Source organism: Pseudomonas sichuanensis (assembly GCF_003231305.1).
Classification (GTDB): domain Bacteria; phylum Pseudomonadota; class Gammaproteobacteria; order Pseudomonadales; family Pseudomonadaceae; genus Aquipseudomonas; species Aquipseudomonas sichuanensis.
Genome location: NZ_QKVM01000070.1, coordinates 1 through 25,178, shown reverse-complemented (window position 1 = coordinate 25,178; position 25,178 = coordinate 1). Strand labels below are relative to the sequence as shown.

The 25,178-nt window shown below is 63.4% G+C and carries 20 protein-coding genes; 12 read left to right on the top strand and 8 right to left on the bottom strand.

The window, feature by feature from the left end; all coding sequences use genetic code 11:
• The first annotated feature begins 164 nt into the window (after positions 1–164).
• Positions 165–2,429, top strand: a complete 2,265-nt coding sequence (locus tag DM373_RS26035; protein ID WP_110996288.1) for a putative bifunctional diguanylate cyclase/phosphodiesterase — start codon at positions 165–167, stop codon at positions 2,427–2,429.
• Here the strand turns inward: DM373_RS26035 and DM373_RS26030 are convergent.
• Complete coding sequence (locus DM373_RS26030) at positions 2,329–3,216, bottom strand: NAD(P)-dependent oxidoreductase (protein WP_110996287.1); 888 nt, start codon at positions 3,214–3,216, stop codon at positions 2,329–2,331. The two genes, DM373_RS26035 and DM373_RS26030, sit on opposite strands and share 101 nt — an antisense overlap.
• Positions 3,217–3,418: 202 nt before the next feature.
• On the opposite strand from DM373_RS26030, the gene DM373_RS26025 reads away from it, so the two are divergent.
• On the top strand, positions 3,419–5,602 hold the full coding sequence (locus tag DM373_RS26025; protein WP_110996286.1) for a hypothetical protein: 2,184 nt from the start codon (positions 3,419–3,421) through the stop codon (positions 5,600–5,602).
• A 340-nt stretch (positions 5,603–5,942) separates the two neighbouring features.
• Here DM373_RS26025 and DM373_RS26015 read toward each other — a convergent pair whose 3' ends face one another.
• Positions 5,943–6,248, bottom strand: coding sequence for a DUF2288 domain-containing protein (locus DM373_RS26015; RefSeq protein ID WP_110996285.1), 306 nt, complete (start codon positions 6,246–6,248; stop codon positions 5,943–5,945).
• Between the two features lie 359 nt (positions 6,249–6,607).
• Between DM373_RS26015 and DM373_RS26005 the strand changes: the two genes are divergently transcribed.
• The 8 genes from DM373_RS26005 (at position 6,608) to nhaA (ending at position 15,591) form a co-directional block, all read left to right on the top strand.
• Positions 6,608–7,723 (top strand): branched-chain amino acid ABC transporter substrate-binding protein, encoded by a 1,116-nt coding sequence (locus DM373_RS26005; RefSeq protein WP_110996284.1) that lies wholly within the window; start codon positions 6,608–6,610, stop codon positions 7,721–7,723.
• A gap of 236 nt (positions 7,724–7,959) precedes the next feature.
• Positions 7,960–8,883, top strand: coding sequence for a high-affinity branched-chain amino acid ABC transporter permease LivH (gene livH, locus DM373_RS25995; RefSeq protein ID WP_110996283.1), 924 nt, complete (start codon positions 7,960–7,962; stop codon positions 8,881–8,883).
• Entirely contained in the window at positions 8,880–10,136 is a 1,257-nt protein-coding gene (locus DM373_RS25990) for a high-affinity branched-chain amino acid ABC transporter permease LivM (RefSeq protein WP_110996282.1), read from the top strand. Before livH ends, DM373_RS25990 begins: the two co-directional genes overlap by 4 nt.
• On the top strand, positions 10,133–10,900 hold the full coding sequence (gene livG, locus DM373_RS25985) for a high-affinity branched-chain amino acid ABC transporter ATP-binding protein LivG (RefSeq protein WP_110996281.1): 768 nt from the start codon (positions 10,133–10,135) through the stop codon (positions 10,898–10,900). The genes DM373_RS25990 and livG overlap by 4 nt, the downstream gene beginning before the upstream one ends.
• Complete coding sequence (locus DM373_RS25980) at positions 10,901–11,602, top strand: ABC transporter ATP-binding protein (protein ID WP_028692122.1); 702 nt, start codon at positions 10,901–10,903, stop codon at positions 11,600–11,602.
• A 187-nt stretch (positions 11,603–11,789) separates the two neighbouring features.
• Positions 11,790–12,464 (top strand): COG3650 family protein, encoded by a 675-nt coding sequence (locus tag DM373_RS25975; protein WP_110996280.1) that lies wholly within the window; start codon positions 11,790–11,792, stop codon positions 12,462–12,464.
• A 103-nt stretch (positions 12,465–12,567) separates the two neighbouring features.
• Positions 12,568–14,181, top strand: coding sequence for an NAD(P)/FAD-dependent oxidoreductase (locus DM373_RS25970; RefSeq protein ID WP_110996279.1), 1,614 nt, complete (start codon positions 12,568–12,570; stop codon positions 14,179–14,181).
• A 234-nt stretch (positions 14,182–14,415) separates the two neighbouring features.
• Positions 14,416–15,591, top strand: coding sequence for a Na+/H+ antiporter NhaA (gene nhaA, locus DM373_RS25965; RefSeq protein WP_110996278.1), 1,176 nt, complete (start codon positions 14,416–14,418; stop codon positions 15,589–15,591).
• A 63-nt stretch (positions 15,592–15,654) separates the two neighbouring features.
• Here the strand turns inward: nhaA and DM373_RS25960 are convergent, their stop codons facing one another.
• Positions 15,655–16,119 (bottom strand): outer membrane lipoprotein, encoded by a 465-nt coding sequence (locus tag DM373_RS25960; protein ID WP_110996277.1) that lies wholly within the window; start codon positions 16,117–16,119, stop codon positions 15,655–15,657.
• A gap of 149 nt (positions 16,120–16,268) precedes the next feature.
• Here DM373_RS25960 and DM373_RS25955 point away from each other — a divergent pair, with 149 nt between their 5' ends.
• On the top strand, positions 16,269–16,502 hold the full coding sequence (locus tag DM373_RS25955; protein ID WP_110996276.1) for a hypothetical protein: 234 nt from the start codon (positions 16,269–16,271) through the stop codon (positions 16,500–16,502).
• Here DM373_RS25955 and pdxH read toward each other — a convergent pair.
• From pdxH to dinG, 5 genes are all read right to left on the bottom strand, one after another.
• Positions 16,499–17,146: a pyridoxamine 5'-phosphate oxidase gene (gene pdxH / locus DM373_RS25950; protein WP_110996275.1), complete on the bottom strand. Its 648-nt coding sequence runs from the start codon at positions 17,144–17,146 to the stop codon at positions 16,499–16,501. The genes DM373_RS25955 and pdxH overlap by 4 nt on opposite strands.
• Positions 17,147–17,165: 19 nt before the next feature.
• Positions 17,166–18,146, bottom strand: coding sequence for an OmpA family protein (locus DM373_RS25945; protein ID WP_110996274.1), 981 nt, complete (start codon positions 18,144–18,146; stop codon positions 17,166–17,168).
• A gap of 99 nt (positions 18,147–18,245) precedes the next feature.
• Entirely contained in the window at positions 18,246–19,391 is a 1,146-nt protein-coding gene (locus DM373_RS25940) for a serine hydrolase domain-containing protein (protein ID WP_110996273.1), read from the bottom strand.
• 124 nt (positions 19,392–19,515) lie between these two features.
• On the bottom strand, positions 19,516–21,741 hold the full coding sequence (locus tag DM373_RS25935; RefSeq protein WP_110996272.1) for a beta-galactosidase: 2,226 nt from the start codon (positions 21,739–21,741) through the stop codon (positions 19,516–19,518).
• 80 nt (positions 21,742–21,821) lie between these two features.
• Entirely contained in the window at positions 21,822–23,966 is a 2,145-nt protein-coding gene (gene dinG, locus DM373_RS25930; RefSeq protein ID WP_110996271.1) for an ATP-dependent DNA helicase DinG, read from the bottom strand.
• 98 nt (positions 23,967–24,064) lie between these two features.
• On the opposite strand from dinG, the gene DM373_RS25925 reads away from it, so the two are divergent.
• Positions 24,065–24,529: a CopD family protein gene (locus tag DM373_RS25925; protein WP_110996270.1), complete on the top strand. Its 465-nt coding sequence runs from the start codon at positions 24,065–24,067 to the stop codon at positions 24,527–24,529.
• Positions 24,530–25,178 lie beyond the last annotated feature (649 nt).

The window sequence follows — 25,178 nt, the reverse complement described above, 5'->3', positions numbered from 1 at the left end:
TCGTTATCTATTTAGATCTTCCAGCTATCACCTTCATATCCAAATGGTAGAGATCAAAGTGCCATTAATCAGGAAGGCTTAAATACAGCTTCCTATACTCCAGCAGGAACAGTCTCCAGCCGCGCGTCGTGGGGACCAGAGAGCACTCGACGAAGAGGCCTGCAATGGAGTGGCTGGGACTGCAATTGTTCTCGGGATTACCGACGACCGGGCAGATCATCCTCGACTGCCGACACAACCCCTACCTGGTGCTGTTGGCCTTTGCCGTGGCCAGTGCCGCCTGTTTCGCCACCCTGGACATGGCCGAGCGGCAAAGCCATTGCGAGGACCGCCTGGCCCGCAGGCAATGGCGAATACTGGGCGCCTGTTGCCTGGCCGGTGGCATCTGGGCGATGCACTTCATCAGCATGCTGGCCTTCCAGGCACCGCTGGACATTCACTACGACGCGGCCCTGACCGGCCTGTCCCTGCTGATTGCACTGCTTGCCGCCTGGCTGGCGATGAACGGCCTCGACCGTGCGCAAATGCGCCCCCACCACTACCTGCAGACCGCGCTGTTCATCGGCATCGGCATCAGCACCATGCACTACGTCGGCATGGCCGCCCTGCAGACCAGCGCCCAGCAGCACTACCAGACCGCCCTGTTGCTGGCATCGATCGCCATCGCCGTGGCCACCAGCCTGGTCGCCCTGCTGATGGCCCGGTACTTCCGCCAGGGCAGTGGCACCTTGCACCTGCTGATGAAATACGGCGCCAGCCTGCTGATGGCCGGCGGCATTGTCGTGACCCACTTCACCGGCATGGCCGCCATGACCCTGGTGATCCCCAGCGAGACCGCCCTGCGCCTGCCCACCGGCGACAACAGCCTGCAACTGGCGCTGACCATCGCTTTCATCACCCTGCTGATCAGCGGCAGCAGCATCAGCGCAGCGCTGTCCGACAAGAAGCTGCAAAGCAAGGAGCACGACCTGCGCCGGGTGAACCTGCTGCTCAGCCAGCTCGACCAGGCCCGCGCATCACTGCAGCAGGCCGCGCACTATGATGCGCTGACCAACCTGGTCAACCGCCGTGGTTTCAACCAGGTGTTCGCCGAACGCCTGGCCGAGCATGCCGCCAGTGAAAGCATGCTCGCGGTGATGTTCCTCGACATCGACCACTTCAAGCGCATCAACGACAGCCTCGGCCATGCCGCCGGCGACGAACTGCTCAAGGTGATCGCCGGGCACATCAAGGCCGCGACCCGTGGCCACGACCTGGTGGCGCGCTTCGGCGGCGACGAATTCTGCATCGTCACCGCACTCAAGAACCGCGACGAGGCCCGTCACCTGGCGCAGCGCATCATGTTGCGCATGAAGGAGCCGATCGACCTGGCAGGCCGGCGCATGGTCATGACCACCAGCATCGGCATCAGCATTTTCCCCGACGATGGCCTGAGCACCGAGGAACTGCTGAAGAACGCCGACCTTGCGCTTTACCAGTCCAAAGGCTGCGGGCGCAACAGCCTGAATTTCTTCAGCAATGGCCTGAAGACCCGCGCCACCCTGGAGCTGCAACTGGAAGAGGAACTGCGCGTGGCACTGTTCGAAGAACGCGGGCTGTGCGTGCACTACCAGCCGATCTTCGACCTGCGCAGCGGCCGGGTGGCCAAGCTCGAAGCCCTGGTGCGCTGGCAGCACCCGCAACATGGCCTGCTCGGCCCCGACCGTTTCATCGGCATTGCCGAGGCCAACGGGCTGATCGCCGAGCTGGACCTGTGGGTGCTGCGCCGGGCCTGCGCAGACCTGGCCCTGCTCGGTCGCCAGGGCCATGACGAACTCAAGGTAACGGTGAACTGCTCGGCACTCACCCTCGGCCACGAAGAGCTCGCCACCGAGGTCGAACTGGCGCTGTTCCAGGCCGGCCTGGCCGCCCGTCAACTGGAGCTGGAGGTCACCGAAAATGCCCTGATGGGCGACATCCAGCACACCGTCAACCTGCTCAAGCGCATCCGCGCCCAGGGCGTGGCCCTGTCGATCGACGATTTCGGCACGGGTTATTCATCGCTGGCCTACCTCAAGCGCCTGCCGCTGGACGTGCTGAAGATCGATCGCTCGTTCGTTCAGGACGTACCGGGCAACCAGAAAGACCGCGAAATCGTCCAGGCGATCATCATGATGGCGCATACGCTGCACCTGGAGGTGGTGACCGAGGGCGTCGAGACGCCAGAGCAACGGGCATTCCTCGCCGCTCATGGCTGCGACTACCTGCAGGGCTACCTGCTCAGCCGCCCTGTCCCCCTGGCGGAGCTGCGCCCGGTGCTCGAACGGCTCGATCGCCAGGCCCGCGCACTCACCCCTTGCTGCGATACAGCTCTACCAGGGTCGCCGGATCTTTATGCAGATAGCCCTGGCTTCCATGCAAGCGCATCAATTGCGCGGCGAGGCCACTGAGCGGCGTCGCCGAGCCCTGCTCGCGGGAGAATCCAACGGCGGTATCCAGGTCCTTGAGCAGGGTGCGCACATGCCACTTGATCGGCTCGAAACGGCTCTCGGCCATTTGCGGTGCAAGGATCTGCAAGGGTTTCGAGTCAGCGAAGCCACCGGCCAGGGCCTCGGCGATCAGCCGCGCATCCACCCCTGACTGTTCGGCCAGTGCCACGACCTCGGCGATCACCAGCGCATTGCAGGCGACGATCATCTGGTTGCACGCCTTGGTCACCTGCCCTGCCCCCACCGCGCCCATGTGCGTCACCCGCTGGCCGAGGGTCAGCAACACCGGGCGAACGCGCTCCAGGTCATCCGCCTCGCCACCGACCATGATCGCCAGGGTGCCGGCCTCGGCGCCTGGCGTGCCGCCGGACACCGGTGCATCCAGCCAGGCCATGCCGCACAGGGCCGCCAGCTCCGCGGCCATCTCCCGCGTGGCAGTGGGTTCAAGGCTGGAGAAATCCACCAGCAACTGACCGCTGCGCCCACCCTTGGCGATGCCCTGCTCACCGAACACCACTTCGCGCACCACCGCAGTGTCGGCCAGGCACAACAGCACCACATCGGTGCCCTGGCACAGCTCGGCAGGGCTGGCGGCCAGGCGGGCACCCGCGGCCACCAGCTCGGCGCATTTGTCCGGGCTACGGTTCCACACCGTCAACGGATAGCCGGCCGCCAACAGACGACGACACATCGGCAGGCCCATCAGGCCGATCCCGGCAAAACCCAGCGAAGGCAACGCACTACTCATGAGCAACTCCAGACAGAAGATTAAAGAAGCGTGACGAACGGACGATGCAGTGCAGGTGCGATTCGCAAAAAACCATGTAGGGGCTAGGGAAATCCCCTATCGCACAAGAAAAAGACGCACTGATAAAGTCGCGATATTTCTCCGTGATAGCGTTATGACATGCTTCACCGGGAAGCCCACACTCCCAGGCAAACGGCGCACTATGACCTCTACGAACACTTCTGCCAATGCGGTCCCCGAGTCGACGCTCCTTCCCGCTCCGCTGACCGCAAGCGGTGCTCGAGACCTGCCGACGGCCCGCAGCACGCCGTCGCAACAGTACCTCTACTTCACCGAACAGGACATCCAGCGCATCCTCGACAACCTCGACGGCCTGCGCGACCTGGTGTTCCCGCGCAATCTGCACGTGGAAGACGAAGACCAACTGCGCCTGGAACAGCAGTTCCCGTCGGTGTGCCTGATCGGCCTGGGCCGTTGCGGCTCGAACATTGCGCTGGACGTGGCGGAGCTTGTGTACAACGCCCGCACCTTCTTCCTCAATGAATTCAACAACGAGGACCGCCTCAAGGGCGAAGGCGGTTACAGCCCCGCGCGCTGGATCCGCCAGAACCTGCGCCTGGTACAGAACAAGGGCGTGAAACCGGTATTCTTGGTCGAGCCGTTGGTGATGCTGGGCGATCTGGACAAGGACATCGCCGGGCGCATCCGCTTCTCGCGCAAGGGCGAGCGCGGCGGCTTCCTGCGCGACTACAGCAAGATGAAGATCATGGACCTGTCCGAGGTGCATGCCGGTGGCGCCGGTAACGCGCCGATCCTCGGCCAGTACCTGGCCAAGATCATCCTCAACAAGGATACCCAGCGCTTCTCCAGCGCCGACTGGAAGCTGATCCACTCGTACCTGATCGACTCCTGTGGCATCAAGGCCAACCAGTCGCGCCTGTATTTCTACATCTTCAGCGCCGGCGGTGGCACCGGCTCGGGCATGGCCTCGGAATTCGGCCTGGCCCAGCAGTACTCCTACATGAACAAGACCTTCGACACCAAGCCGGCCGACGAGAACGACGGCAAGAGCGGGCATTCGTTCGTCTTCGAGCCGATCTTCACCAGTGGCATCTGCGTGCTGCCCAACGCCTCCGACCACCGCAGCGAGATGTCCGAGGCCCTGCACATCAACGCCGGGCGCCTGCTGTGCAAATACCTCTCGGAAGAATGGGACTTCTCGTACAACTTCGATAACGAAGACAGCAGCGAAGCCAGCGTCATGGGCCGCATCCGCCCATGGAACGCGATGATGCTGATCTCCAACGACATCATGCGCTACGCCGAAGAAAGCGATGACGGCACGATCCAGAACATCGACGTCAACGCCATGGAGAAACACGCCAACCAGTACATCTCCCAGCAGATCTTCAACATCCTCACGGCGCAGGCGGTGACCACCGACTACGACCAGAACTACTTCCGCCGCGCCGGCATCGACATCGGCGAAACCATCCGCCTGGATGCCAACGACCTGTTCATGAGCCTGGCCGGCCCCGTGGCCATCGCCTACGCAGAATCGGTGGTGCCGGAAATCCCCCCGGCCGGGTCGGAAAAGTTCAAGGTATTCGAGCGCGAGCAGCCGCGGCTGGATATCGACGACCTGTTCTTCCGCTCCATCGACCTGCCGCACTTCAACAAGCAGACCCAGGCCATCGAAGGCATCAGCCTGCTGCCGATCGAGTCGAGCCGCTATCGCGCGGCGCTGGAGCAATACCAGGCCTCGGGCTATGACGCCGCGGCGCTGCACGACCTGCACTTCTTCAAGAACTGCTCGTCGGTGGTGTCGATCGTCTCTCTGCCCAAGGACTACAAGCTGTCGTACATGGACCTGAACCGGCTCAAGACCCACCTCAACAGCCTGTTCCCCAACACCACGCTCAAGCGCTACGCGCTGGTGATCGGTGCTTCGGCCAACCTGTCGCTGACCACCTTGATCGCCAAGAGCCCGTGCCTGTCGGACGACTTCCTGACCCTGATCGTGGCGTTCATCAAACGTTGCTTCGCGCGCAATCCGTACCGTTTCGACGACACCATGGACAACGCCATCCTCGAATTCATCACCAGCGAGCACTTCGACGAGGACCGCATCGACGACCTGCTCAACGAGTTCGAGAACCCGGCGAAGATCCTCGACACCAACTGGTACGCGATCAAGCCGATGTACGAGAAGAAGTACCGCGAACTGATCAACGACAAGAGCCGCTTCGTCTCGATCAACGACATCCGCCTGTCGCGCGAATGCGTGAAGAAGGCGGTGAAGTACCTGCGCGAGATCTACCGTCACCGCATCGGCAAGACCCGGGTGATTTCGTTGAACACCCATACCGGACGCGTGGACTACTGATTGCTCGCGGGACGCCCGCTTTCCATGGACCTGCAGAGTCTTTTTGCAGGCCCCTGTGGGAGCGGGTTTACCCGCGAACACCAGCGAAGCTGGTGCCAGACACCGCGTTACATGCTTCGCGGGTAAACCCGCTCCCACAGCGACCGCACATGCCTTGAATAGAGCACTGTTCGTGTGCGAGCTGGCAAAGCCTGCGAAGCAGCCCCATTTACGCATGCCGTAAACTGTTACCGCCCCGCCGAATCATCCCGCCACTGTTACTTACTTCCACCTTACGTGAGCGTCAATGCGCACCATCACGAGGCGTCTGTGCGATTTTGCGCACTAAAAAAGCGCGTGCTTATTCCGCTTTCTTTTCCTGGATCACGATGAACGGCGAAACGACCACTGCCCAGATCTCTGGATCGCGGGTTTGCAGGTCGAGCGCCTGCTCTGCCGAAACCGGCCCGACAGTGCCATCACTGCGCCACTTGGCGAAGATCTCGCTGCGATTCTCGGCCATTGCCTCGGCAACGACGATCAGGTCGAGGCTGGGGTCGACCCAAATCAGGTCACCCTTGGCCCAGAAACGTTGCAGGGCTTTCCACTCGATGGCAGCGGTCTCGCCGAGCAATTTGGCATAGAGGGTGCTTACTTGATCAGTCATGGGTTTACCTGCGCAAAAATCGGCCTAGAAAAAAGGCCGGCATTTTTGCAGAAAAACCCGGTTTCAAATACGTAATTTGGTCGATTCGGCGCGAACTTGTGGGGGCGGGCCGAGAGTGCAGGCAAAGTGATGGCGCTTTTCTGTATCTTTATGTCGATCAGGCGACACCCCCGGAAACAGACGCTTTTCGCCCGCTTTTCAAGCGCTCGGACAGCGCTCTACACTGTACCGGTACAGTTCCGGGACATGTTCCGGGGGAAGGTGGGGTTGCGGTCAGGCGTAGCCGGCCGCAAATCCCGCCCGGTCTGTAGGCCTGGCCTCCAGGACTATAAGAATTACAACAGAATGAGTGGAGCACTATGATCAAGATTTCCAAGCTGTTCGCCGCAATGGTTCTGGCCGGGGTTGCCAGCCATTCGTTTGCTGCCGATACCATCAAGATCGGTATCGCCGGCCCCAAGACCGGTCCGGTCACCCAATACGGCGACATGCAGTTCATCGGCGCCAAACAGGCCATCAAGGACATCAACGCCAAGGGCGGCGTCGATGGCAAGATGCTCGAAGCCAAGGAATACGACGACGCGTGCGACCCTAAACAGGCCGTTGCAGTCGCCAACAAAGTGGTCAACGACGGCGTCAAGTACGTGATCGGCCACCTGTGCTCCAGCTCCACCCAGCCTGCGTCCGACATCTACGAAGACGAAGGCGTGATCATGATCACCCCGGCCGCCACCTCGCCGGAAATCACCGCCCGTGGCTACAAGCTGATCTTCCGCACCATCGGTCTGGACAGCGCCCAGGGCCCGGCCGCCGGCAACTACATCGCCGACCACGTCAAACCGAAAGTGGTCGCGGTACTGCACGACAAGCAGCAGTACGGTGAAGGCATCGCCACCGCGGTCAAGCAGACCCTCGAGAAGAAAGGCACCAAGGTTGCCGTCTTCGAAGGCCTGAACGCCGGTGACAAGGACTTCTCCTCGATCATCCAGAAGCTCAAGCAGAACAACGTCGACTTCGTCTACTACGGCGGCTACCACCCAGAGCTGGGCCTGATCCTGCGCCAGGCACAGGAAAAGGGCCTGAAAGCCAAGTTCATGGGCCCGGAAGGCGTGGGTAACGACTCCATCTCGCAGATCGCCCAGAACGCCTCCGAAGGCCTGCTGGTGACCCTGCCGAAGTCCTTCGACCAGGACCCGGCGAACAAGGCCATCGTCGACGCCATCAAGGCTGACGGCAAAGACCCGAGCGGCCCGTTCGTGTTCCCGGCCTACTCGGCTGTGGAGCTGATCGCCGAAGGCATCAAGGCCGCCAAGTCCGAAGACACCGACAAGGTGGCTGCCGCCATCCACGCCGGCAAGTTCAAGACCCCGACCGGCGAGCTGTCCTACGACGAGAAAGGCGACCTGAAGGACTTCAAGTTCGTGGTCTACGAATGGCACTTCGGCAAGCCGAAGACCGAAGTCTCTCCTCAGTAACTGCGTGACTAATAGCTGACCGAGAAGCCCACTGTGCGAGCAGTGGGCTTTGTTTTACGAGGTTCTATGGGCCTGATTCCCGCGATCCGGGGGCCGGTCCACCTGAAAATCTTAAAACCGTCACCCGCGGTTTCCTGGCAGTGCCCGCAAAAGATCACGTGGCGAAGACCACGAGAACATGGGCCGGGGTCATCCCCCACCAGTGAAATGCAAATCAGGTTTTTAGGAGCGCTGTAATGCCTGAGATCTACCATTTCCTACAACAACTGGTTAACGGACTGACCATCGGCAGTACCTATGCCTTGATCGCCATCGGTTACACGATGGTGTACGGCATCATCGGCATGATCAACTTCGCCCACGGCGAGGTGTACATGATCGGTTCCTACGTGGCCTTCATCGCCCTTGCCGGGCTGGCCATGATGGGTATCCATTCGCTGCCGATCCTGATGACCGTGGCCTTCGTCGCCACCATCTGCGTCACCAGTGCCTACGGCTACAGCATCGAACGGGTCGCCTACCGGCCGCTGCGCAACAGCAACCGGCTGATCCCGCTGATCTCCGCCATCGGCATGTCGATCTTCCTGCAGAACACCGTGTTGCTGTCCCAGGACTCCAAGGACAAATCCATCCCCAACCTGATCCCCGGGAGCCTCTCCTTCGGGCCAGGCGGCGCGGAAGAAGTCCTGATCAGCTACATGCAGATCCTGGTGTTCGTGGTCACCCTGGTGGCCATGACCTGCCTGACCCTGTTCATCTCCCGTTCCCGCCTGGGCCGCGCCTGCCGCGCCTGCGCCGAGGACATCAAGATGGCCAACCTGCTGGGTATCAACACCAACAACATCATCGCCCTGACCTTCGTCATCGGTGCCGCGCTGGCGGCGGTGGCGGCCGTGCTGCTGAGCATGCAGTACGGGGTGATCAACCCCAACGCCGGTTTCCTGGTGGGCCTGAAGGCCTTCACCGCGGCGGTACTGGGCGGCATCGGCAGCATTCCGGGCGCCATGCTCGGCGGGCTGGTGCTGGGCGTGGCCGAAGCGTTCGGCGCCGACATCTTCGGCGACCAGTACAAGGACGTGGTGGCATTCGGTCTTTTGGTTCTTGTCCTGCTGTTCCGGCCGACCGGCATCCTGGGCCGCCCGGAGGTTGAAAAAGTATGAACAGAAATCTCAAACAGGCGTTCTTCAGCGCCTTGCTGGTCTGGGCCGTGGCCTTCCCGGTACTGGGCCTGAAACTGAGCATCGATGGCATCAGCCTGATCGTTCACAGCCAGGGCTCGTTCACCATCAGCATCATTGCCGCGTGCTCGGTGCTGATGTTCCTGCGCGTGCTGTTCGACAAGCAGTGGAGTGCGGTCATGGGCCGCCGCTCGGACCGCAAGCTGGTACCGCCTTCGGTGAGCAACTTCCTCACCCTGCCGAAGACCCAACGCTGGATCATCATGGGGCTGATCGTGGCGGCGCTGATCTGGCCGTTCTTCGGCTCGCGCGGCGCGGTCGACATCGCCACCCTGATCCTGATCTACGTGTTGCTGGGCCTGGGCCTGAACATCGTGGTCGGCCTGGCGGGCCTGCTCGACCTGGGTTATGTCGGCTTCTACGCCGTCGGCGCCTACAGCTACGCGATGCTCTCGCACTACCTGGGCTGGAGCTTCTGGGTGTGCCTGCCGATCGCCGGCCTGATGGCCGCCACCTTCGGCTTCCTGCTCGGTTTCCCGGTGCTGCGCCTGCGCGGCGACTACCTGGCGATCGTCACGCTGGGCTTCGGCGAGATCATTCGCCTGTTCCTGCGTAACCTCACCGACTGGACCGGCGGCCCCAACGGCATCAGCAACATCCCCAAGCCCGAGTTCTTCGGCCTGACCTTCGAACGCAAGGCCGCCGAAGGGATGCAGACCTTCCACGAGTTCTTCGGGCTGGAATACAACTCGATCAACAAGGTCATCTTCCTCTACCTGGTCGCCCTGCTGCTGGCCCTGCTGGCGCTGTTCGTCATCAACCGCCTGCTGCGCATGCCGATCGGCCGTGCCTGGGAAGCGCTGCGTGAAGACGAAATCGCCTGCCGCGCGCTGGGCCTGAACCCCACCGTGATCAAGCTCTCGGCATTCACCCTGGGTGCCTGCTTCGCCGGTTTCGCCGGCAGCTTCTTCGCCGCCCGCCAAGGGCTGGTGACACCGGAGTCGTTCACCTTCATCGAGTCGGCGATCATCCTCGCCATCGTCGTGCTGGGCGGCATGGGTTCGCAGTTGGGCGTGATTCTCGCGGCCATCGTGATGATCCTGCTGCCGGAGATGATGCGTGAGTTCAGCGAATACCGGATGCTGATGTTCGGTGCGCTGATGGTGTTGATGATGATCTGGCGTCCGCAGGGCCTGCTGCCCATGCAACGTCCTCACCTGGAGCTGCCTCGATGAGCCGCGAAATTCTGCAAGTCAGCGGCCTGAGCATGCGCTTCGGCGGCTTGTTGGCGGTCAACGGCGTAGGCCTGACCGTCAAGGAGAAACAGGTGGTGGCTTTGATCGGCCCGAACGGCGCCGGCAAGACCACCGTTTTCAACTGCCTGACCGGTTTCTACAAACCCAGCGGCGGCAGCATCCTGCTCGACGGCCAGCCCATCCAGGGCCTGGCCGGCCATCAGATCGCCCGCAAGGGCGTGGTGCGGACCTTCCAGAACGTACGCCTGTTCAAGGAAATGACCGCGCTGGAGAACCTGCTGATCGCCCAGCACCGTCACCTCAACACCAACTTCTTCGCTGGCCTGTTCAAGACCCCGAGCTTCCGCCGCAGCGAAAAAGAGGCCATGGAGCGCGCGCAGTACTGGCTGGAAAAGGTCAATCTGACCGAGTTCGCCAACCGTACCGCCGGCACCCTCGCCTATGGCCAGCAACGGCGCCTGGAAATCGCCCGCTGCATGATGACCCAGCCACGGATCATCATGCTCGACGAACCGGCCGCCGGCCTGAACCCCAAGGAAACCGAAGACCTCAAGGCGCTCATCAGCTACCTGCGTGAATCCCACAACGTGACCGTGCTGCTGATCGAGCACGACATGAAACTGGTGATGAGCATCTCCGACCACATCGTGGTCATCAACCAGGGCACGCCCCTGGCCGATGGCACGCCGGAAGAGATTCGCGGCAACCCTGATGTGATCAAGGCCTACCTGGGGGAGGCGTAAATGCTGAAGTTCGAGAACGTTTCCACCTTCTACGGCAAGATCCAGGCGCTGCACAGCGTCAACGTAGAGATCAACCAGGGCGAAATCGTCACCCTGATCGGTGCCAATGGCGCCGGCAAGTCGACGTTGCTGATGACCCTCTGCGGTTCGCCACAGGCGAGCAGCGGCAGCATCAAGTACCTGGGCGAAGAGCTGGTCGGCCAACCGTCCTCGCACATCATGCGCAAGAGCATCGCGGTGGTGCCGGAAGGCCGCCGCGTGTTCTCGCGCCTGACCGTCGAGGAAAACCTGGCCATGGGCGGTTTCTTCACCGACAAGGGCGACTACCAGGAGCAGTTGGACAAGGTCCTGCAGCTGTTCCCGCGCCTGAAGGAGCGTTATATCCAGCGCGGCGGCACCATGTCCGGTGGCGAACAGCAGATGCTGGCCATCGGCCGTGCGCTGATGAGTAAGCCTAAGCTGTTGCTGCTCGACGAGCCTTCGCTGGGCCTGGCGCCGATCATCATCCAGCAGATCTTCGACATCATCGAACAGCTGCGCCGCGATGGCGTGACGGTGTTCCTGGTGGAGCAGAACGCCAACCAGGCGCTGAAGATCGCCGACCGAGCCTATGTGCTGGAGAACGGCAAGGTGGTGATGCAGGGTACCGGTGAAGCGCTGCTGACCGATCCGAAGGTGCGTGACGCGTACCTCGGGGGTTGAATGATCAAAGGGCCTTCGGGCCCTTTTTTCTTTTGTCTGTGTCGGCCTCATCGCGGGGCAAGCCCGCTCCCACGCTGCCCATTCAATAGCGTGGGAGCGGGCTTGCCCCGCGATGAGGCCCTTGTGATCCCCGCCCACCCTGAGTAACGTGGCCAGCTCTTTTGCACAGTTCCCCGGAGCCCGCCCGATGCGCCTCACCCCTCCCCTGTTGCTCGCTGCCCTGCTGCCGCTGTTCGCCGGTTGCCAGGTACTGGCCGAAAAACCGGTCGACCCGAACCTCGGCACCACGCGCATGCAGGGCGAACTCAGCGCCGGGGGCGGCCACCTGCTGTTCAAACCCTGCAACGAAGCCCGCCAGTTCGTCATCAATGACGCTGGCAGCACCGCGATCCTGCAGGAAGCCGCCAACCTGGCCAAAGACTCCAAGGACAAACTGTTCAGCGACCTGCGCGGCCGCCTGACTGGCAGCAAGCAGGCCGGCAGCGACGGCCAGATCGACGTCACCCGCCTGTACCGCCTGGAACCCACCGCCCACGGTTGCGAAGACCCCAACTTCAAGCAGTTGACCCTGCGCGCCGGCGGCCACGAGCCGGACTGGGACATCAAGGCCAGCGGCAAAGGCATGGTGCTCAACCGCGTCGGTCAGGAACCGCTGCCGCTGCCGTTCCTCGAAGAAGAGCTGCCCGGCGGCGGCCTGAGCCTGTCCAGCGAAGCCAACGGCCAGCGTGTCGAGCTGTGGGTCGCACCGCAGCGCTGCGTCGACGTTGCCACCGGTGCGATCCGCCACCTCAAGGCCGAACTGCGCATCGACGGCAAGACCCTGAAGGGCTGCGCTTACTACGGCGGTGCCCGCGACCTCTGATCGCCGGGTGCTTTTATCCTGCCAGTCGGGGCGGCGAACAGCTTATACTTGGCGGTTTGTGTAAAGCCGCCGGCCGCCCATGGCCGGGATACTGGACCCTGCCATGCTACGAATCACCGAACTCAAGCTGCCCCTGGACCACTCCGACGACGAGCTGCGCGCAGCCATCGTCCAGCGCCTGGGCATCACGGATGAGCAACTGCTCGGTTTCACCCTGTTCAAGCGCAGCTACGATGCGCGCAAGAAGAACAGCGAGCTGCTGTTCATCTACACCATCGACCTCGAAGCCAGCAACGAAGACGAGCTGCTGCGGGTGTTCGCCGACGATCCGAAAATCAGCATCGCCCCGGACGTCAGCTACAAGTTCGTCGGCCATGCCACACCGGCAGTGCAGGAGCGCCCGGTGGTGGTCGGCTTCGGCCCGTGCGGCATCTTCGCCGGCCTCTTGCTGGCACAGATGGGCTTCAAGCCGATCGTCCTCGAGCGCGGCAAGGAAGTACGCCAGCGCACCAAGGACACCTGGGGCCTGTGGCGCAAGAGCGTGCTCAACCCCGAGTCCAACGTGCAGTTCGGTGAAGGCGGCGCCGGGACCTTCTCCGACGGCAAGTTGTACAGCCAGATCAAGGACCCGCAGCACCATGGCCGCAAGGTGCTGGAAGAGTTCGTCAAGGCCGGCGCGCCAGACGAAATCCTCTACATCAACAAGCCGCACATCGGTACTTTCCGCCTGACCAGCATGGTCGAGAAAATGCGCGAAGAGATCATCAGCCTGGGCGGCGAAGTGCGCTTCGAGCAGAAGGTCACCGACCTGCTGGTCGATGGCGAGCAACTGACCGGCGTGGTCCTGCAGAACGGCGAACAGCTGCTGTCGCGCCATGTGGTCCTGGCCCTGGGCCACAGCGCCCGCGACACTTTCCGCATGCTTCACGCCAAGGGCGTGTTCATGGAGGCCAAGCCGTTCTCGGTCGGTTTCCGCATCGAACACCCACAGTCGCTGATCGACAAGGCGCGCCTGGGCAAGTATGCCGGCCATCCGAAGCTGGGTGCTGCCGACTACAAGCTGGTGTACCACGCCAAGAACGGTCGCTCGGTCTACAGCTTCTGCATGTGCCCGGGCGGCACCGTGGTCGCCGCTACCAGCGAGCCGGGCCGCGTGGTCACCAACGGCATGAGCCAGTACTCGCGCAACGAGCGCAACGCCAACTCGGGCCTGGTCGTCGGCATCGACCCGGAGCGCGATTACCCGGGCAGCCCACTGGCCGGCATCGAACTCCAGGAGCGCCTGGAGTCCCACGCCTACGTGATGGGCGGCAGCAACTACCAGGCACCGGCGCAGTTGGTAGGCGACTTCGTGGCCGGCCGCGCGTCCACGGCGCTGGGCAGCGTCGAGCCTTCGTACAAGCCGGGCGTCACCCTCTGTGACCTGGCGGCCAGCCTGCCGGCCTTCGCCATCGAGGCCATCCGCGAGGCACTGCCGGCCTTCGAGCGCCAGATCAAGGGCTACAGCCTGCATGACGCCGTGCTGACCGGGATCGAAACGCGCACCTCCTCGCCGTTGCGCATCACCCGTGACGACAGCTTCCAGAGCCTGAACCTCAAGGGCCTGTTCCCGGCGGGTGAAGGCGCAGGCTACGCCGGTGGCATCCTGTCCGCCGGTGTCGACGGCATCCGCATCGCCGAAGCCGTAGCACGGGACATGCTGGGCCTGAACGACTGACCGCTCGGCAGGCCTGTGTCGCCTTGACGGCATAGGCCTGCGGTCACTCCCGGATTTTTCCGCCCTTCCCCTGAGAATTACCTTCCTGCCCTTCTGCGCATTGCCGTCTAGGCTTGCCCAGTCAAACTCGCAACACCTTATAACAAAAACGAATATAGTTTTTGTTTTAAAGCATATCCCCACACGCTAGGGTGTACGCCCGTTTCAATCCAGCTATTTGGAGAGCCCTCACCCGTGCGTAGCCTCTTCGCTCGTTTCTTCCAATTGGAAGCCGCCAGCGGCCTGCTGCTGATCGCCGCCGCCGTGCTGGCCCTGATCATCAACAATTCGCCGCTTTCCTATCTGTACAACGGCCTGCTCGAAGTACCGGTCGCCGTCCAGGTCGGCGCCCTCGAGATCGCCAAGCCACTGCTGCTGTGGATCAACGACGGCCTGATGGCGCTGTTCTTCCTGCTCATCGGCCTGGAGGTCAAGCGCGAGGTGGTCGACGGCCACCTGTCCAAGCCTTCGCAGGTGATCCTGCCCGCCACTGCCGCCATCGGCGGCATGGTGGTGCCGGCGCTGATCTACTGGTTCATCAACCGCGACAACCCGGCCGCCGTGGCCGGTTGGGCGATCCCTACCGCCACCGACATTGCCTTCGCACTTGGCGTGCTCGCGTTGCTGGGCAAGCGTGTGCCGGTGTCGCTGAAGCTGTTCCTGATGACCCTGGCGATCATCGACGACCTGGGCGCGATCATCGTCATCGCCCTGTTCTATTCCGGCACCCTGTCCAGCCTGTCGCTGATGCTGGCCGGCGCCTGCCTGATCGCCTTGCTCGCCATGAACCGCCTGGGGGTGATCAGGCTGGGCCCTTACCTGGTGATCGGCCTGATTCTCTGGGTCTGCGTGCTCAAGAGCGGTGTCCATGCCACGCTTGCTGGTGTGGCCCTGGCCCTGTGCATCCCGCTGCGTACCAGGCACGCCGAGACCTCGCCGTTGCTGAGCCTGGAACACGCGCTGCACCCCTGGGTCGCCTACGCCATCCTGCCGCTGTTCGCCTTTGCCAACGCCGGCGTTTCGCTGGCCGGTGTCACCCTGGAAAGCTTCACTCACCCGGTCCCCATGGGCATCACGCTCGGCCTGCTGGCCGGCAAGACGGTCGGGGTGTTCGGCCTGACCTGGCTTGCCGTCAAGCTGCGCCTGGCCGCACTGCCGGCCGAGGCCAACTGGGGGCAGGTGCTCGGGGTGGCGATCCTCTGCGGCATCGGCTTCACCATGAGCCTGTTCGTCGGCTCCCTGGCCTTCGTACCGGGTAGCAGCGACTATGCGGGCATGGACCGCATGGGCATCCTCACCGGCTCGTTCTTCGCCGCCGTGATCGGGTACCTGATCACGGCCATGGCAAGCCGCAAAGCCGCTGCCCGCTGAATCCGGCAGGCAAAAAGAAACCCCGACCGGCAAAGCCGTGTCGGGGTTTCTTTTGTCTTGCGATCAGTGAGTGACGCGGCTGGTGCCATCGACAGTCATGATGCGCACACGCTCGCCAACGCGGAAGATTTCGTTCTGCTGCACCTGCTGCACATAGGCACGCATGCTGCCATCGTCTTCACGCACGGTGATCTCGACGCCCTGGGTGCGGGTCAGGCCTTCTTCGGCGGCGGAACCGGCCAGGCCACCGGCCACGGCACCGATCACAGCGGCAACGATGCTGCCACGGCCACCGCCAACCGCGCTGCCGGCAACACCACCGACAATGGCGCCGGCACCACCACCGATTGGCGTCTTGGTGCCTTCGATCTTCACGGGACGCAGCGATTCGATGGTGCCCATGCGCACGGTCTGCACGCGGCGGGCCTCATCACGGGAGTAGCTGTCACCGGTCAGCGACGACTGGCAGCCGCCCAGCAACAACGCCATGGTGGTGAAGCTCGCCACCAGCAAAACGGATTTACGCATGAGGACAATCTCCAAAAGTTTCAGGTGCTCATTAGACGCCTCGCCTTGACAGGTGTCACGGCGCAAACGTTATAAATTTGTTCCCATTCAGCTCAGGTACAGCCACCCTCGGCTGTGCAAGGGGCACTCGGGTTGGACCAAGGATAGCCATGGATTACTTCATCGTCGTGGTGACGACTGTCGCCGGCCTGTACTTCCACGGCTGGCTGTATGTGCGCATGAGGCGTTGGATGGACCGGGACCTGGCCATGTCACTGGCAGGCGAAGACCCGGCGAAGCGGGCATTCATGCTCCAGTTGCTGGAGCGGGCGCGGGCAGAAAAGGTCAAACGCAAAGCGCTGGCGGCCTGGCTGGAGCGCGAGGCCGCCGCGTTCAAGGGTTAAGGCGCCAGGCGCTCACGCTGCCACTGGCCATCCACCAGCCGATAGTTCAGGCGATCATGCAGCCGGCTGGCGCGGCCCTGCCAGAACTCGATGCGCTCCGGCAGCAAGCGATAGCCACCCCAGTGCTCGGGGCAATGGGGTTGCGCATCGGAGAAGCGCGCCTCGGTGGCCTTGACCAGCCCCTCCAGTTCCTCGCGATCAGCGATCACCCGGCTCTGCGGCGACGCCCAGGCACCCAGGCGGCTGCCCAGCGGGCGCACCTGGTAGTAATCGTCCGACTCCTTGGCCGTGACCTTTTCCACCCGCCCCTCGATCCGCACCTGACGCTCCAGCGCCGGCCAGAAGAAGGTCATGGCCGCAAACGGCCTGGCCGCGATGTGCTGGCCCTTGGCGCTTTCGTAGTTGGTGAAGAAGGTGAAACCCTGTGCATCGAGGGCCTTGAGCAACAGCACCCGGCAATGCGGGCGACCGTCGGCATCGACAGTGGCCAGGGTCATGGCGTTGGCTTCCACCGGCAGTTGCTCGGTTTTCACCGCATCGGCGAACCATTGGTGGAACAGCGCGAACGGCTCACCCGGCGCCTGGGCTTCGGCCAGGCCATCACGGGTGTAGTCGCGGCGCATATCGGCCAGGGATTGGGTCATGGCTGCGTTTCCTTGACGATCAGTTGGTCTTCGCAGGGCTGTTGGCGGCGACTTTCTTGTCGGTGCTGGCCTTCTTCGCGGCAGGTTTGGCCGGAGCGGCTTTCTTTTTCGCAGCCGCAGTGGCCTTGGCCGGAGCCTTGGCTTTGGCAGCTGGTTTTTTCGCTGCAGGCTTGGCGGCCGGTTTGGCGGCTGCGGCCTTGGCTGCCGGTGCCTTGGTGTCCTGCACCGCAACCATCGGCGCTGCGGCTGGCGCAGGCGCTGCCTGCTGGTACTTGGCCAGCAGGGCGACCATGGTGTCCTTAGGGGTCAGCAGCAATTCGACACGGCGGTTCAGGGCACGGCCCGGGGCGCTGTCGTTGGCGGCGCGCGGCATGACCGAGCCCATGCCCTTGAGCATCAGGCGATCACGTTGCAGGCCGCTGAGACGGAAAATCGCCGACACCGAAGCGGCACGCTCGAGGCTCAGCTTCTGGGTGGCGGCGGTGGCGCCACTGCTGTCGCCATGGCCGAGGATGAGGATGGCGGTCTTGCTGTCGGCTTCGATGGCCTTGGCCACCTGGGTGATCGGGCTCAGGGTCACCGGCAGCAGCATGTTCGGGCGATCCGGGTTATACGAGCCGTCGACCGGAATGGTCACCGCCAGCAGGTCTTCACGGCGCTCCAGCTCGAACTTGCTGCCCTTGATGGCTTCGCGCACCTTGGGTTCGTACTGGTCGAGCCAGGCCTGGGTGGCCTTCTGGTCGATCTTTGGCACGGCCGCCGCTTGCGTGGTTTTCTCGTCGCCACCGAATGGCCACCACCAGCGGCTGCCGCTCTCGGACTTTGCGTCGGCCTTGGCGACGTTTTCGGTCACGGCCGCTTTCACTTCCTTGTCGGCGACTTTATCCGAACCGAAGGGCCACCAGCTCAAGCCGCCGTCTTTCGAACTGTCCTGCGAATGGCTGGCGCAGCCAGTCATGGTCAGGCACAGGGCGAGTGCTAAGGTTTTATGTGAAGACATCAGCGATACACCATGAAATTGAAAGAAATTCTACCCACACCTTTCAGGCGTTGGCACTGAGGATAGTCAAAGGGCCGGGGCAATACCCGCGCCACCCGATCAAAGGCAGCCGGCAAGCACACGTACCAGTTTTTGCGCGCGCGGGTCCATCAGCACGTACGGGCCCAGCGTATTGGTGACGAAGCCGAAGGCCACGTCGTGTTCGGGGTCGGCAAAGCCGACCGAGCCACCTGCCCCCGGATGCCCGAATGCCCGGGCGCCGAGGCCGAAGGTGGCGTTGGCCACCTGGGGCTGGTCAAGCATGCAGCCCAGGCCAAAGCGGGTCTGGGTCAGCAGGGTGCGGTCCTGGCCGAGGCTGTGTTCGCGGGTCAGCTCGTCGAGCAGTTCGGATTCCAGCAGGCTGCCATCGAGCAGGCCGGCGTAGAACCCGGCCAGGCTGCGTGCGTTGCCGTGGCCATTGGCCGCCGGTTGCTGCATGCGTCGCCATTCCGGTTTGTTGGTGCTGGTGAGGATCGCCGGCGGGTTGGTGAAGGCGCGGGTCGACAGTGCTTCGGGTTCGCGCATGGTCACTTGCAGCAGGCGCTGGGCCGCAGCATCGCCTGGGTTGCCCTTGCCACGGGCGATGTGCGCCACGCGGTGGAATTCTTCGTCCGCCAGGCCCACATGGAAATCCAGGCCCAGCGGCCTGGCGGTGCGCGCGACTATCGACTCGCCCGGCCCACGGCCATCGGCGCGGCGGATCAGCTCACCGATCAGCCAGCCATAGGTGATCGCGGCATAACCATGCTCGGTGCCTGGGGTCCACCAGGGTGCCTCGGCGGCCAGCGCGTCGACCATCGCCTGCCAGTCGTACAGTGCCTCGGCCGGCAACAGTTCACGAATGGCCGGCAAGCCGGCGCGGTGGCTGAGCAACTGGCGCAGGGTGACCTGCTCCTTGCCGGCCTGTGCGAATTCCGGCCAGTAGCGTGCAACCGGTGCATCCAGTGCCAGCTTGCCCTCGCCCACCAGTTGCAGGGCGGTGACGGCAGTGAAGGTCTTGGTGCAGGAAAACAGGTTGGCAATGGTATCGCTGTGCCAGGCCTCGCGGGCGTCCTTGTCGGCACTGCCGGCCCACAGGTCGACCACGGTCTCGCCGCCGACCTGGATGCACAACGCCGCACCACGCTCCTGGGGATCCTCGAACAACGCGGCGAAGGCTTCACGCACCGCCTCGAACTTCAGCTCATAGTGGCCCTGAATCTGCACCCGCCTGTTCTCCGTACGACCTTGCTGAAAAAGGCGTGCATTGTTTCAGTAGTTGGCCCTTTTGCCTACTGAATGTGGCCGGGTGGTCGCAAGGAAAAACTGATATTCGAGGCGCGCAAGGCGGTCACTGCGCGGGTTTGTCGAGGGCCTTGCGCAACTGACCAACGGCTTGCAGGTTGCTGCGGCGCACCGCCTCGACAAAGCCCGGATAGGCCACATCGGTGATGGCCACCAGCCCCAGATGGCCGTTTTCGCCATCGAGCAGTCGCCCGCTGGCCGGTTGGTCGAGGTACTGGAACCAATGGGCGCCGACGATCATCGGCTGGGCCAGGGCCGCCTTGAGGAAATTGCCGTAGGCCGGGCCACGGTCTTCCTCGCGGGCCACCTCCAGCGGGCCGGGCCAGAACGGGCCACGGTCGCGGGAGCCGAACTGGAACTCCGAAACCAGCACCGGCTTGTCCAGCTCGGCCAGCCTGGCGAAGTCATAACCGTCTTCGGGCTTGAGGGTGTAGAAGTTGAAGCTGAGCACATCGCAGAACTCGGCGCAGGCCTTGACCGCTTCCGGCGTGCTCACGGCGAAGCGGCCACCCAGCAGCAGGTGATTGGGGGCATGCCATTTCAGCGAATCCGAGATGGTCTTGAAGTAGGTCTGGGCGAACACCTGCTGGAAGTACTGGTAGTCGCGCTCGATTTCCGGATGTGCAGGGTCAGGCAGCGGTGCCTCGAAGCCGGGGTCTTCCATCAGTTCCCAGGCGCTCAACTCGATACCCCAGGCTTTCGACAGCCCTTCCTGGTTGCGGTACTTGTCGCGCAGCTGCTTTAGGAACGCGCGCTTGGCCGGTACATCGGTGGTCAGGCGCAGCGTGCCGTAGGCCAACCCGTATCGGGCCCTTGGGTCGTCACCGGGTGCGGCCCAGGCCAGTTCGTTGTCGGCGAAGTAGCCGATCAGCCACGGGTCGTCGCGGTGGTCACGGGCGGCGATGGCCACGGCGCGCTCGGTGGCCATGGCGAAACGCGGGTCGAACGGGTCAGGCATGCGCCCCCACCAGTCCATGCCGGTGCTGATGCTGGCGTAATCGCCGACGATCGACAGCGGCAGCGTGTACGGCATGCGCTTGGCCTGGGCAAAGCCTGGGTCGCTCCAGTTGCCCAGGGTATTGAAGCCCCAGGCTTGCAGGCGATCGAGGGTGTGCGCCTGCCAGCGCGGCATGTCCAGGGCCAGGGGCGGGCAGGCCGGTTCGGGCGACGCCGGGCAGGGTTTGCCGTAGGTGCGCTGCAGGTTGGCCGCATAGAAATCGAACCAGCGCCCCTGCTTGAACTGGCGCCCCTGGGACGAGGTGTTGCCATCGTCGTTGTTGCCTTCGCCATAGAACGCCGCCAGTGCCTCGCCATCAGCCGGCAGTGCCTTGAACATGCTTTCGCGGCCGGCAATGTAAGTGCGCCCGCCATCGGCGGCGACGGCATTGACGCCCAGGGAATAGAACGGGTGCCCGTCGGGCGTCACCAGGTACCAACGCCCGTCGCGTTTTTCGGTACGGAAGAAGCCCTTGGCCTCGAAGGCAGGCCCCGCCAGCAGGCCGCCATAGGTGTCCAGGCCGAGCTTGTCGCGCTCGCCCAGCCAGCTTTTCAGTTGCCCCTGCTCGCGGCTGTCGGCAGCCTTGAGCTGGTCGTCGCTGACGATCTTTTCCAGCCAACGCCCACGGGTGGACTGGCCATAGCCGTCGATCAGCTCGCTGTAGGCGGCTTTGAACGCCTGGTCGTCGTCCTGCAGGCCGACCTTCTCGATCAACAGGCTCTGCGCCACTTTGGGGCCGGGGATACTCAGGCTGACCGAGGTGACTTGCTTGAGGTCCACCTCCCCTGCACTGCTGGTCAGCAGCAGGCGCTGGCCTTCATGGGCCCATGGCATCGGCGGGCCGGCACGCATGCCCTGGCTGAGCGGCGAGCTGGCCTTGAGGGGAATCATCACCGTCTGCGCCGGCCCTGCCGGCAAGTCGATGCGGCTGGTGAGGGTGCGCCCATCGCTGCTCTGCACCACCACGTCGACGGTCAGCGCCCAGTCCATGCCGCTTTGCAGGCGCAGTGTCAGGGCCTGCCCGGCCGACCAGTCCCAGGCGCCACTGGGCGGTGCCAGGCGCAAGGTCGGTTGCGCCACCGGATTGAACACCACCCGCCGCAACACCTCGCCTTCGGCGGTCTGCTCCGCGTTGTACTGCGGCATCGCAGCGTCCTGGGTGGTCACGTTGACCACTGCGGCGGGGCGCACGAAGCTGAACAGTGTCTGTTGCCCGGCCAGCAACGGCGCACTGAACAACAGGGAGAACATCACAGGCAGGGTACGGCGGATCATAGGGCGGTGGCTCTCCTTCCGAGCCCGTCGTGGGCTCGCGATCGAGTATGGACAACAAGGAACGCGTCTTGCTCCGGCGGTCAACCGATCTCCCGTCGGAATGGCGGCAGCGCATTGAGAATAGCCTTGCCGTAGCGCTGGGTGACCAGGCGCCGGTCAAGCAAGGTGATGACGCCGCGGTCCTGTTCGGTACGCAGCAGCCGGCCGCAGGCCTGGATCAGCTTCAGCGAAGCGTCAGGCACGGCGATTTCCATGAACGGGTTGCCGCCGCGGGCCTCGATCCATTCGGACAATGCGGCCTCGACAGGGTCATCCGGCACCGAGAACGGGATCTTGGCGATGACCACGTGCTCGCAGTAAGCGCCCGGCAGGTCGACACCCTCGGCGAAACTGGCCAGGCCGAACAACACGCTGTGCTGGCCATCGTCGACCCGCGCCTTGTGCTTGTTCAGGGTTTCCTGCTTGGACAGGTTGCCCTGGATAAGCACCAGCTTGCGCCAGTCGCGGTCCAAGCCATCGAATACGTCCTGCATCTGTTTACGCGACGAGAACAGCACCAGCGCGCCCCGTGCACCTTCGACGATGTTCGGCAGTTCACGGATGATCGATGCAGTGTGTGCCGTGGCATCGCGCGGGTCGGCGCCCAGGTCGGGCACCCGCAACAGCCCGGCATCGCCATGCACGAACGGGCTGGGCACCACGCACTGCACTGCGTCGCGCGGCAGCCCTGAGCGCATGCGAAAGCGATCGAACTTGCCCAGCGCGGTCAAGGTCGCCGAAGTCACCAGGGCGCCATGGGCGACGTTCCACAGGCTTTTACGCAGCATCTCGGCGGCGAGAATCGGGCTGGCGTTGACCTCGATATCGAACAGCGCGCCACTTTCGGCCAGGGTCAACCAACGCGCCATGGGCGGGTTGTCTTCCGGGTCTTCGGCGGTGAACGCGGTCCACAACTCCCAGTTGCCCTGGGCACGGGTCACCAGGCTGCCGAACAGCGGGTACCACTCTTCGGCCTGGTGGCTGGCGATGCCGATGTTGTTCTCGCCGTCCATGCCTTCCTTGAGCAGGTCGGCCAGGCGGGTGAACAGGTCGGTAAGGCGGGCGAAGCCTTTTTTCAGCTCGATGCCGACTTCGCGGATCTGCTCGGGCACCACGCCGCCTTCGAAGCGGTAGCGCGGGCGGTCGCGGCCTTCCATGTCTTCACCGGTACGGAAGTCGGCAACCTGCTCGCACAGGGTGAACATGAACTGCTGCTGGGTGCGCACCTCGCGGGCCAGCTCCGGCACCTGCTCGATGTAGCGCCCCAGGTCGCCCGGCAACGGGTGCTGGGCCAGCAGCTTGGTGAGGTTCTTGGCCGTCTGCTCCAGCCAATCGGCGGTGGAGCGCAGGCGCGAATAGTGGGCGAAGTGGCCGATGGCCTTGTCTGGCAGGTGATGGCCTTCGTCGAACACGTACATGGTGTCGCGCGGGTCGGGCAGTACGGCGCCACCGCCCAGCGCGAGGTCGGCGAGGACCATGTCATGGTTGGTGACGATCACATCGACCTTGCCCATGCCTTCGCGGGCCTTGTAGAACACGCACTGCTGGAAGTTCGGGCAATGGCGGCCGGTGCACTGGCTGTGGTCGGTGGTCAGGCGTGCCCAGTCCTGGTCCTCGACGGCTTCCGACCAGCTGTCGCGATCACCGTCCCAACGGTTGCCGGCGAGCTTCTCGATCATGCTGTTGAACAGCTTCTGGCTGCGCTCGTCGACTTCGATGTGGAAACCTTCCTCCTCGAACAGCTGGGCGGTGGCCGACTGGGCGTGGCCTTCCTGCAGCAGGATGTCGAGTTTGGACAGGCACAGGTAGCGGCCACGGCCTTTGGCCAGGGCAAAGCTGAAGTTCAGCCCACTGTTGCGCATCAGGTCGGGCAGGTCCTTGAGCACGATCTGTTCCTGCAGCGCCACGGTCGCGGTGGCGATCACCAGGCGCTTGCCGGCGGCCTTCGCGGCCGGGATCGCGGCAAGGGCGTAGGCGACGGTCTTGCCGGTACCGGTACCCGCCTCGACCGCCACCACGGCGGGCTCGCCGGCACGGCGGCCTTCGTCGTCGCAGGCGATGTCGCCGAGCACCTTGGCCACTTCGGCGATCATCAGGCGCTGGCCATAGCGTGGCTTGAGGCTTTTGGCTTCGAGGAAACGCGAGTAGGCGCCCTGGATGGTGGCTTTGAGTTCGTTGCTGATCATGGTCTGCAGGCGCCCGGAGGGCTGGATATATTTTCAGTGTTTCGCATGGGCCGGCTATCATACCCCGCTATTGCCCTTTGTGCCGCATGGAGATCCGGATGCTCGCCTTTGCCCTGCCCTACACCCTGCATGTCCTCGCCGCCCTGGTCTGGGTCGGCGGCATGTTCTTCGCCTGGCTGATCCTGCGCCCGGCCACGGTTGCAGCCCTGGAGGGGCCGGCGCGGCTGCGCTTGTGGGTGGAAGTTTTCCAGCGGTTCTTCAGATGGGTCTGGCTGGCGGTGGCGATCCTGGCGATCAGCGGGGTGGGCATGATTCACCTGCGCTTTGCCGGGTTCGAGACCGCGCCGCGGTACGTTCAGGTGATGATCGGTGGCGGGATCGTGATGTTTGCGTTGTTCATGCGGATCCAGTCGTTGCTGCTGCCTGAATTGCGCACCGCGGTGCAGGCTGAGGACTGGGCGGCGGGGGCTGGGGTTCTGGGGCGGATTCGGCGGATGGTGGGGGTCAATCTGGCGATCGGGCTGGCGGTGGTTGCGGTGGCGAGTTCGCGGGTTTTGACCTGAGTTCGGTTTTGGCCTTGGCAATCTTAGCCTTTGTTTTGATAGATGTATGCGCATTCAGCGGCGATGGCGACTTTTAGTCACCTTTCCGCCCTTACGGCGGGTTACTTTGGTCTTGGCCAAAGTAACCAAAACCGCCCGCTCCCATCATACGGCCCCTGCGCTGCGCTCCGGGGTCCCCTCGCTCCGGTGCCTTACGGGCCCGCGCGGCCTACGACTTGCTGCGCAAGTCTACATCTCGCGCCTTCGGCTGCGCCGAAGGGTGCTGCGCACCAGGGCCCTCCAGTCACCTCCACTCGGCCTCCTGAAGTCGCAATTTGTGTTGCCTGGACTATTGCGCGCTTAGAAGCAAAAGCAAAAACAGATCAAGAGCAGATCAAGAGCAGATCAAGAGCAGATCAAGAGCAGATCAAGAGCAGATCAAGAGCAGATCAAGAGCAGATCAAGAGCAGATCAAGAGCAGTGATACGGCTATCTATATTTGGCTGTTGTTTATGTGTTGTTTATTCGGGCCCTATCGCCGGCAAGCCGGCTCCCACAGGTACAGCGCGAGTCTGAAAGTTTCGCTCTAACTTGTGGGAGCTGGCTTGCCAGCGATTACAATCCTGAGTTCCCATCCAATCCAACTAGCGACAGCTAACGCCAGCCCAGA

Excerpts from the sequence above, each read along its gene's own strand:
- DM373_RS26035 (WP_110996288.1), top strand. The coding sequence starts at position 165 with ATGGAGTGGCTGGGACTGCAATTGTTCTCGGGATTACCGACGACCGGG.
- DM373_RS26030 (WP_110996287.1), bottom strand. The coding sequence starts at position 3,216 with ATGAGTAGTGCGTTGCCTTCGCTGGGTTTTGCCGGGATCGGCCTGATG.
- DM373_RS26025 (WP_110996286.1), top strand. The coding sequence starts at position 3,419 with ATGACCTCTACGAACACTTCTGCCAATGCGGTCCCCGAGTCGACGCTC.
- DM373_RS26015 (WP_110996285.1), bottom strand. The coding sequence starts at position 6,248 with ATGACTGATCAAGTAAGCACCCTCTATGCCAAATTGCTCGGCGAGACC.
- DM373_RS26005 (WP_110996284.1), top strand. The coding sequence starts at position 6,608 with ATGATCAAGATTTCCAAGCTGTTCGCCGCAATGGTTCTGGCCGGGGTT.
- livH (WP_110996283.1), top strand. The coding sequence starts at position 7,960 with ATGCCTGAGATCTACCATTTCCTACAACAACTGGTTAACGGACTGACC.
- DM373_RS25990 (WP_110996282.1), top strand. The coding sequence starts at position 8,880 with ATGAACAGAAATCTCAAACAGGCGTTCTTCAGCGCCTTGCTGGTCTGG.
- livG (WP_110996281.1), top strand. The coding sequence starts at position 10,133 with ATGAGCCGCGAAATTCTGCAAGTCAGCGGCCTGAGCATGCGCTTCGGC.
- DM373_RS25980 (WP_028692122.1), top strand. The coding sequence starts at position 10,901 with ATGCTGAAGTTCGAGAACGTTTCCACCTTCTACGGCAAGATCCAGGCG.
- DM373_RS25975 (WP_110996280.1), top strand. The coding sequence starts at position 11,790 with ATGCGCCTCACCCCTCCCCTGTTGCTCGCTGCCCTGCTGCCGCTGTTC.
- DM373_RS25970 (WP_110996279.1), top strand. The coding sequence starts at position 12,568 with ATGCTACGAATCACCGAACTCAAGCTGCCCCTGGACCACTCCGACGAC.
- DM373_RS25960 (WP_110996277.1), bottom strand. The coding sequence starts at position 16,119 with ATGCGTAAATCCGTTTTGCTGGTGGCGAGCTTCACCACCATGGCGTTG.
- DM373_RS25955 (WP_110996276.1), top strand. The coding sequence starts at position 16,269 with ATGGATTACTTCATCGTCGTGGTGACGACTGTCGCCGGCCTGTACTTC.
- pdxH (WP_110996275.1), bottom strand. The coding sequence starts at position 17,146 with ATGACCCAATCCCTGGCCGATATGCGCCGCGACTACACCCGTGATGGC.
- DM373_RS25945 (WP_110996274.1), bottom strand. The coding sequence starts at position 18,146 with ATGTCTTCACATAAAACCTTAGCACTCGCCCTGTGCCTGACCATGACT.
- DM373_RS25935 (WP_110996272.1), bottom strand. The coding sequence starts at position 21,741 with ATGATCCGCCGTACCCTGCCTGTGATGTTCTCCCTGTTGTTCAGTGCG.
- dinG (WP_110996271.1), bottom strand. The coding sequence starts at position 23,966 with ATGATCAGCAACGAACTCAAAGCCACCATCCAGGGCGCCTACTCGCGT.
- DM373_RS25925 (WP_110996270.1), top strand. The coding sequence starts at position 24,065 with ATGCTCGCCTTTGCCCTGCCCTACACCCTGCATGTCCTCGCCGCCCTG.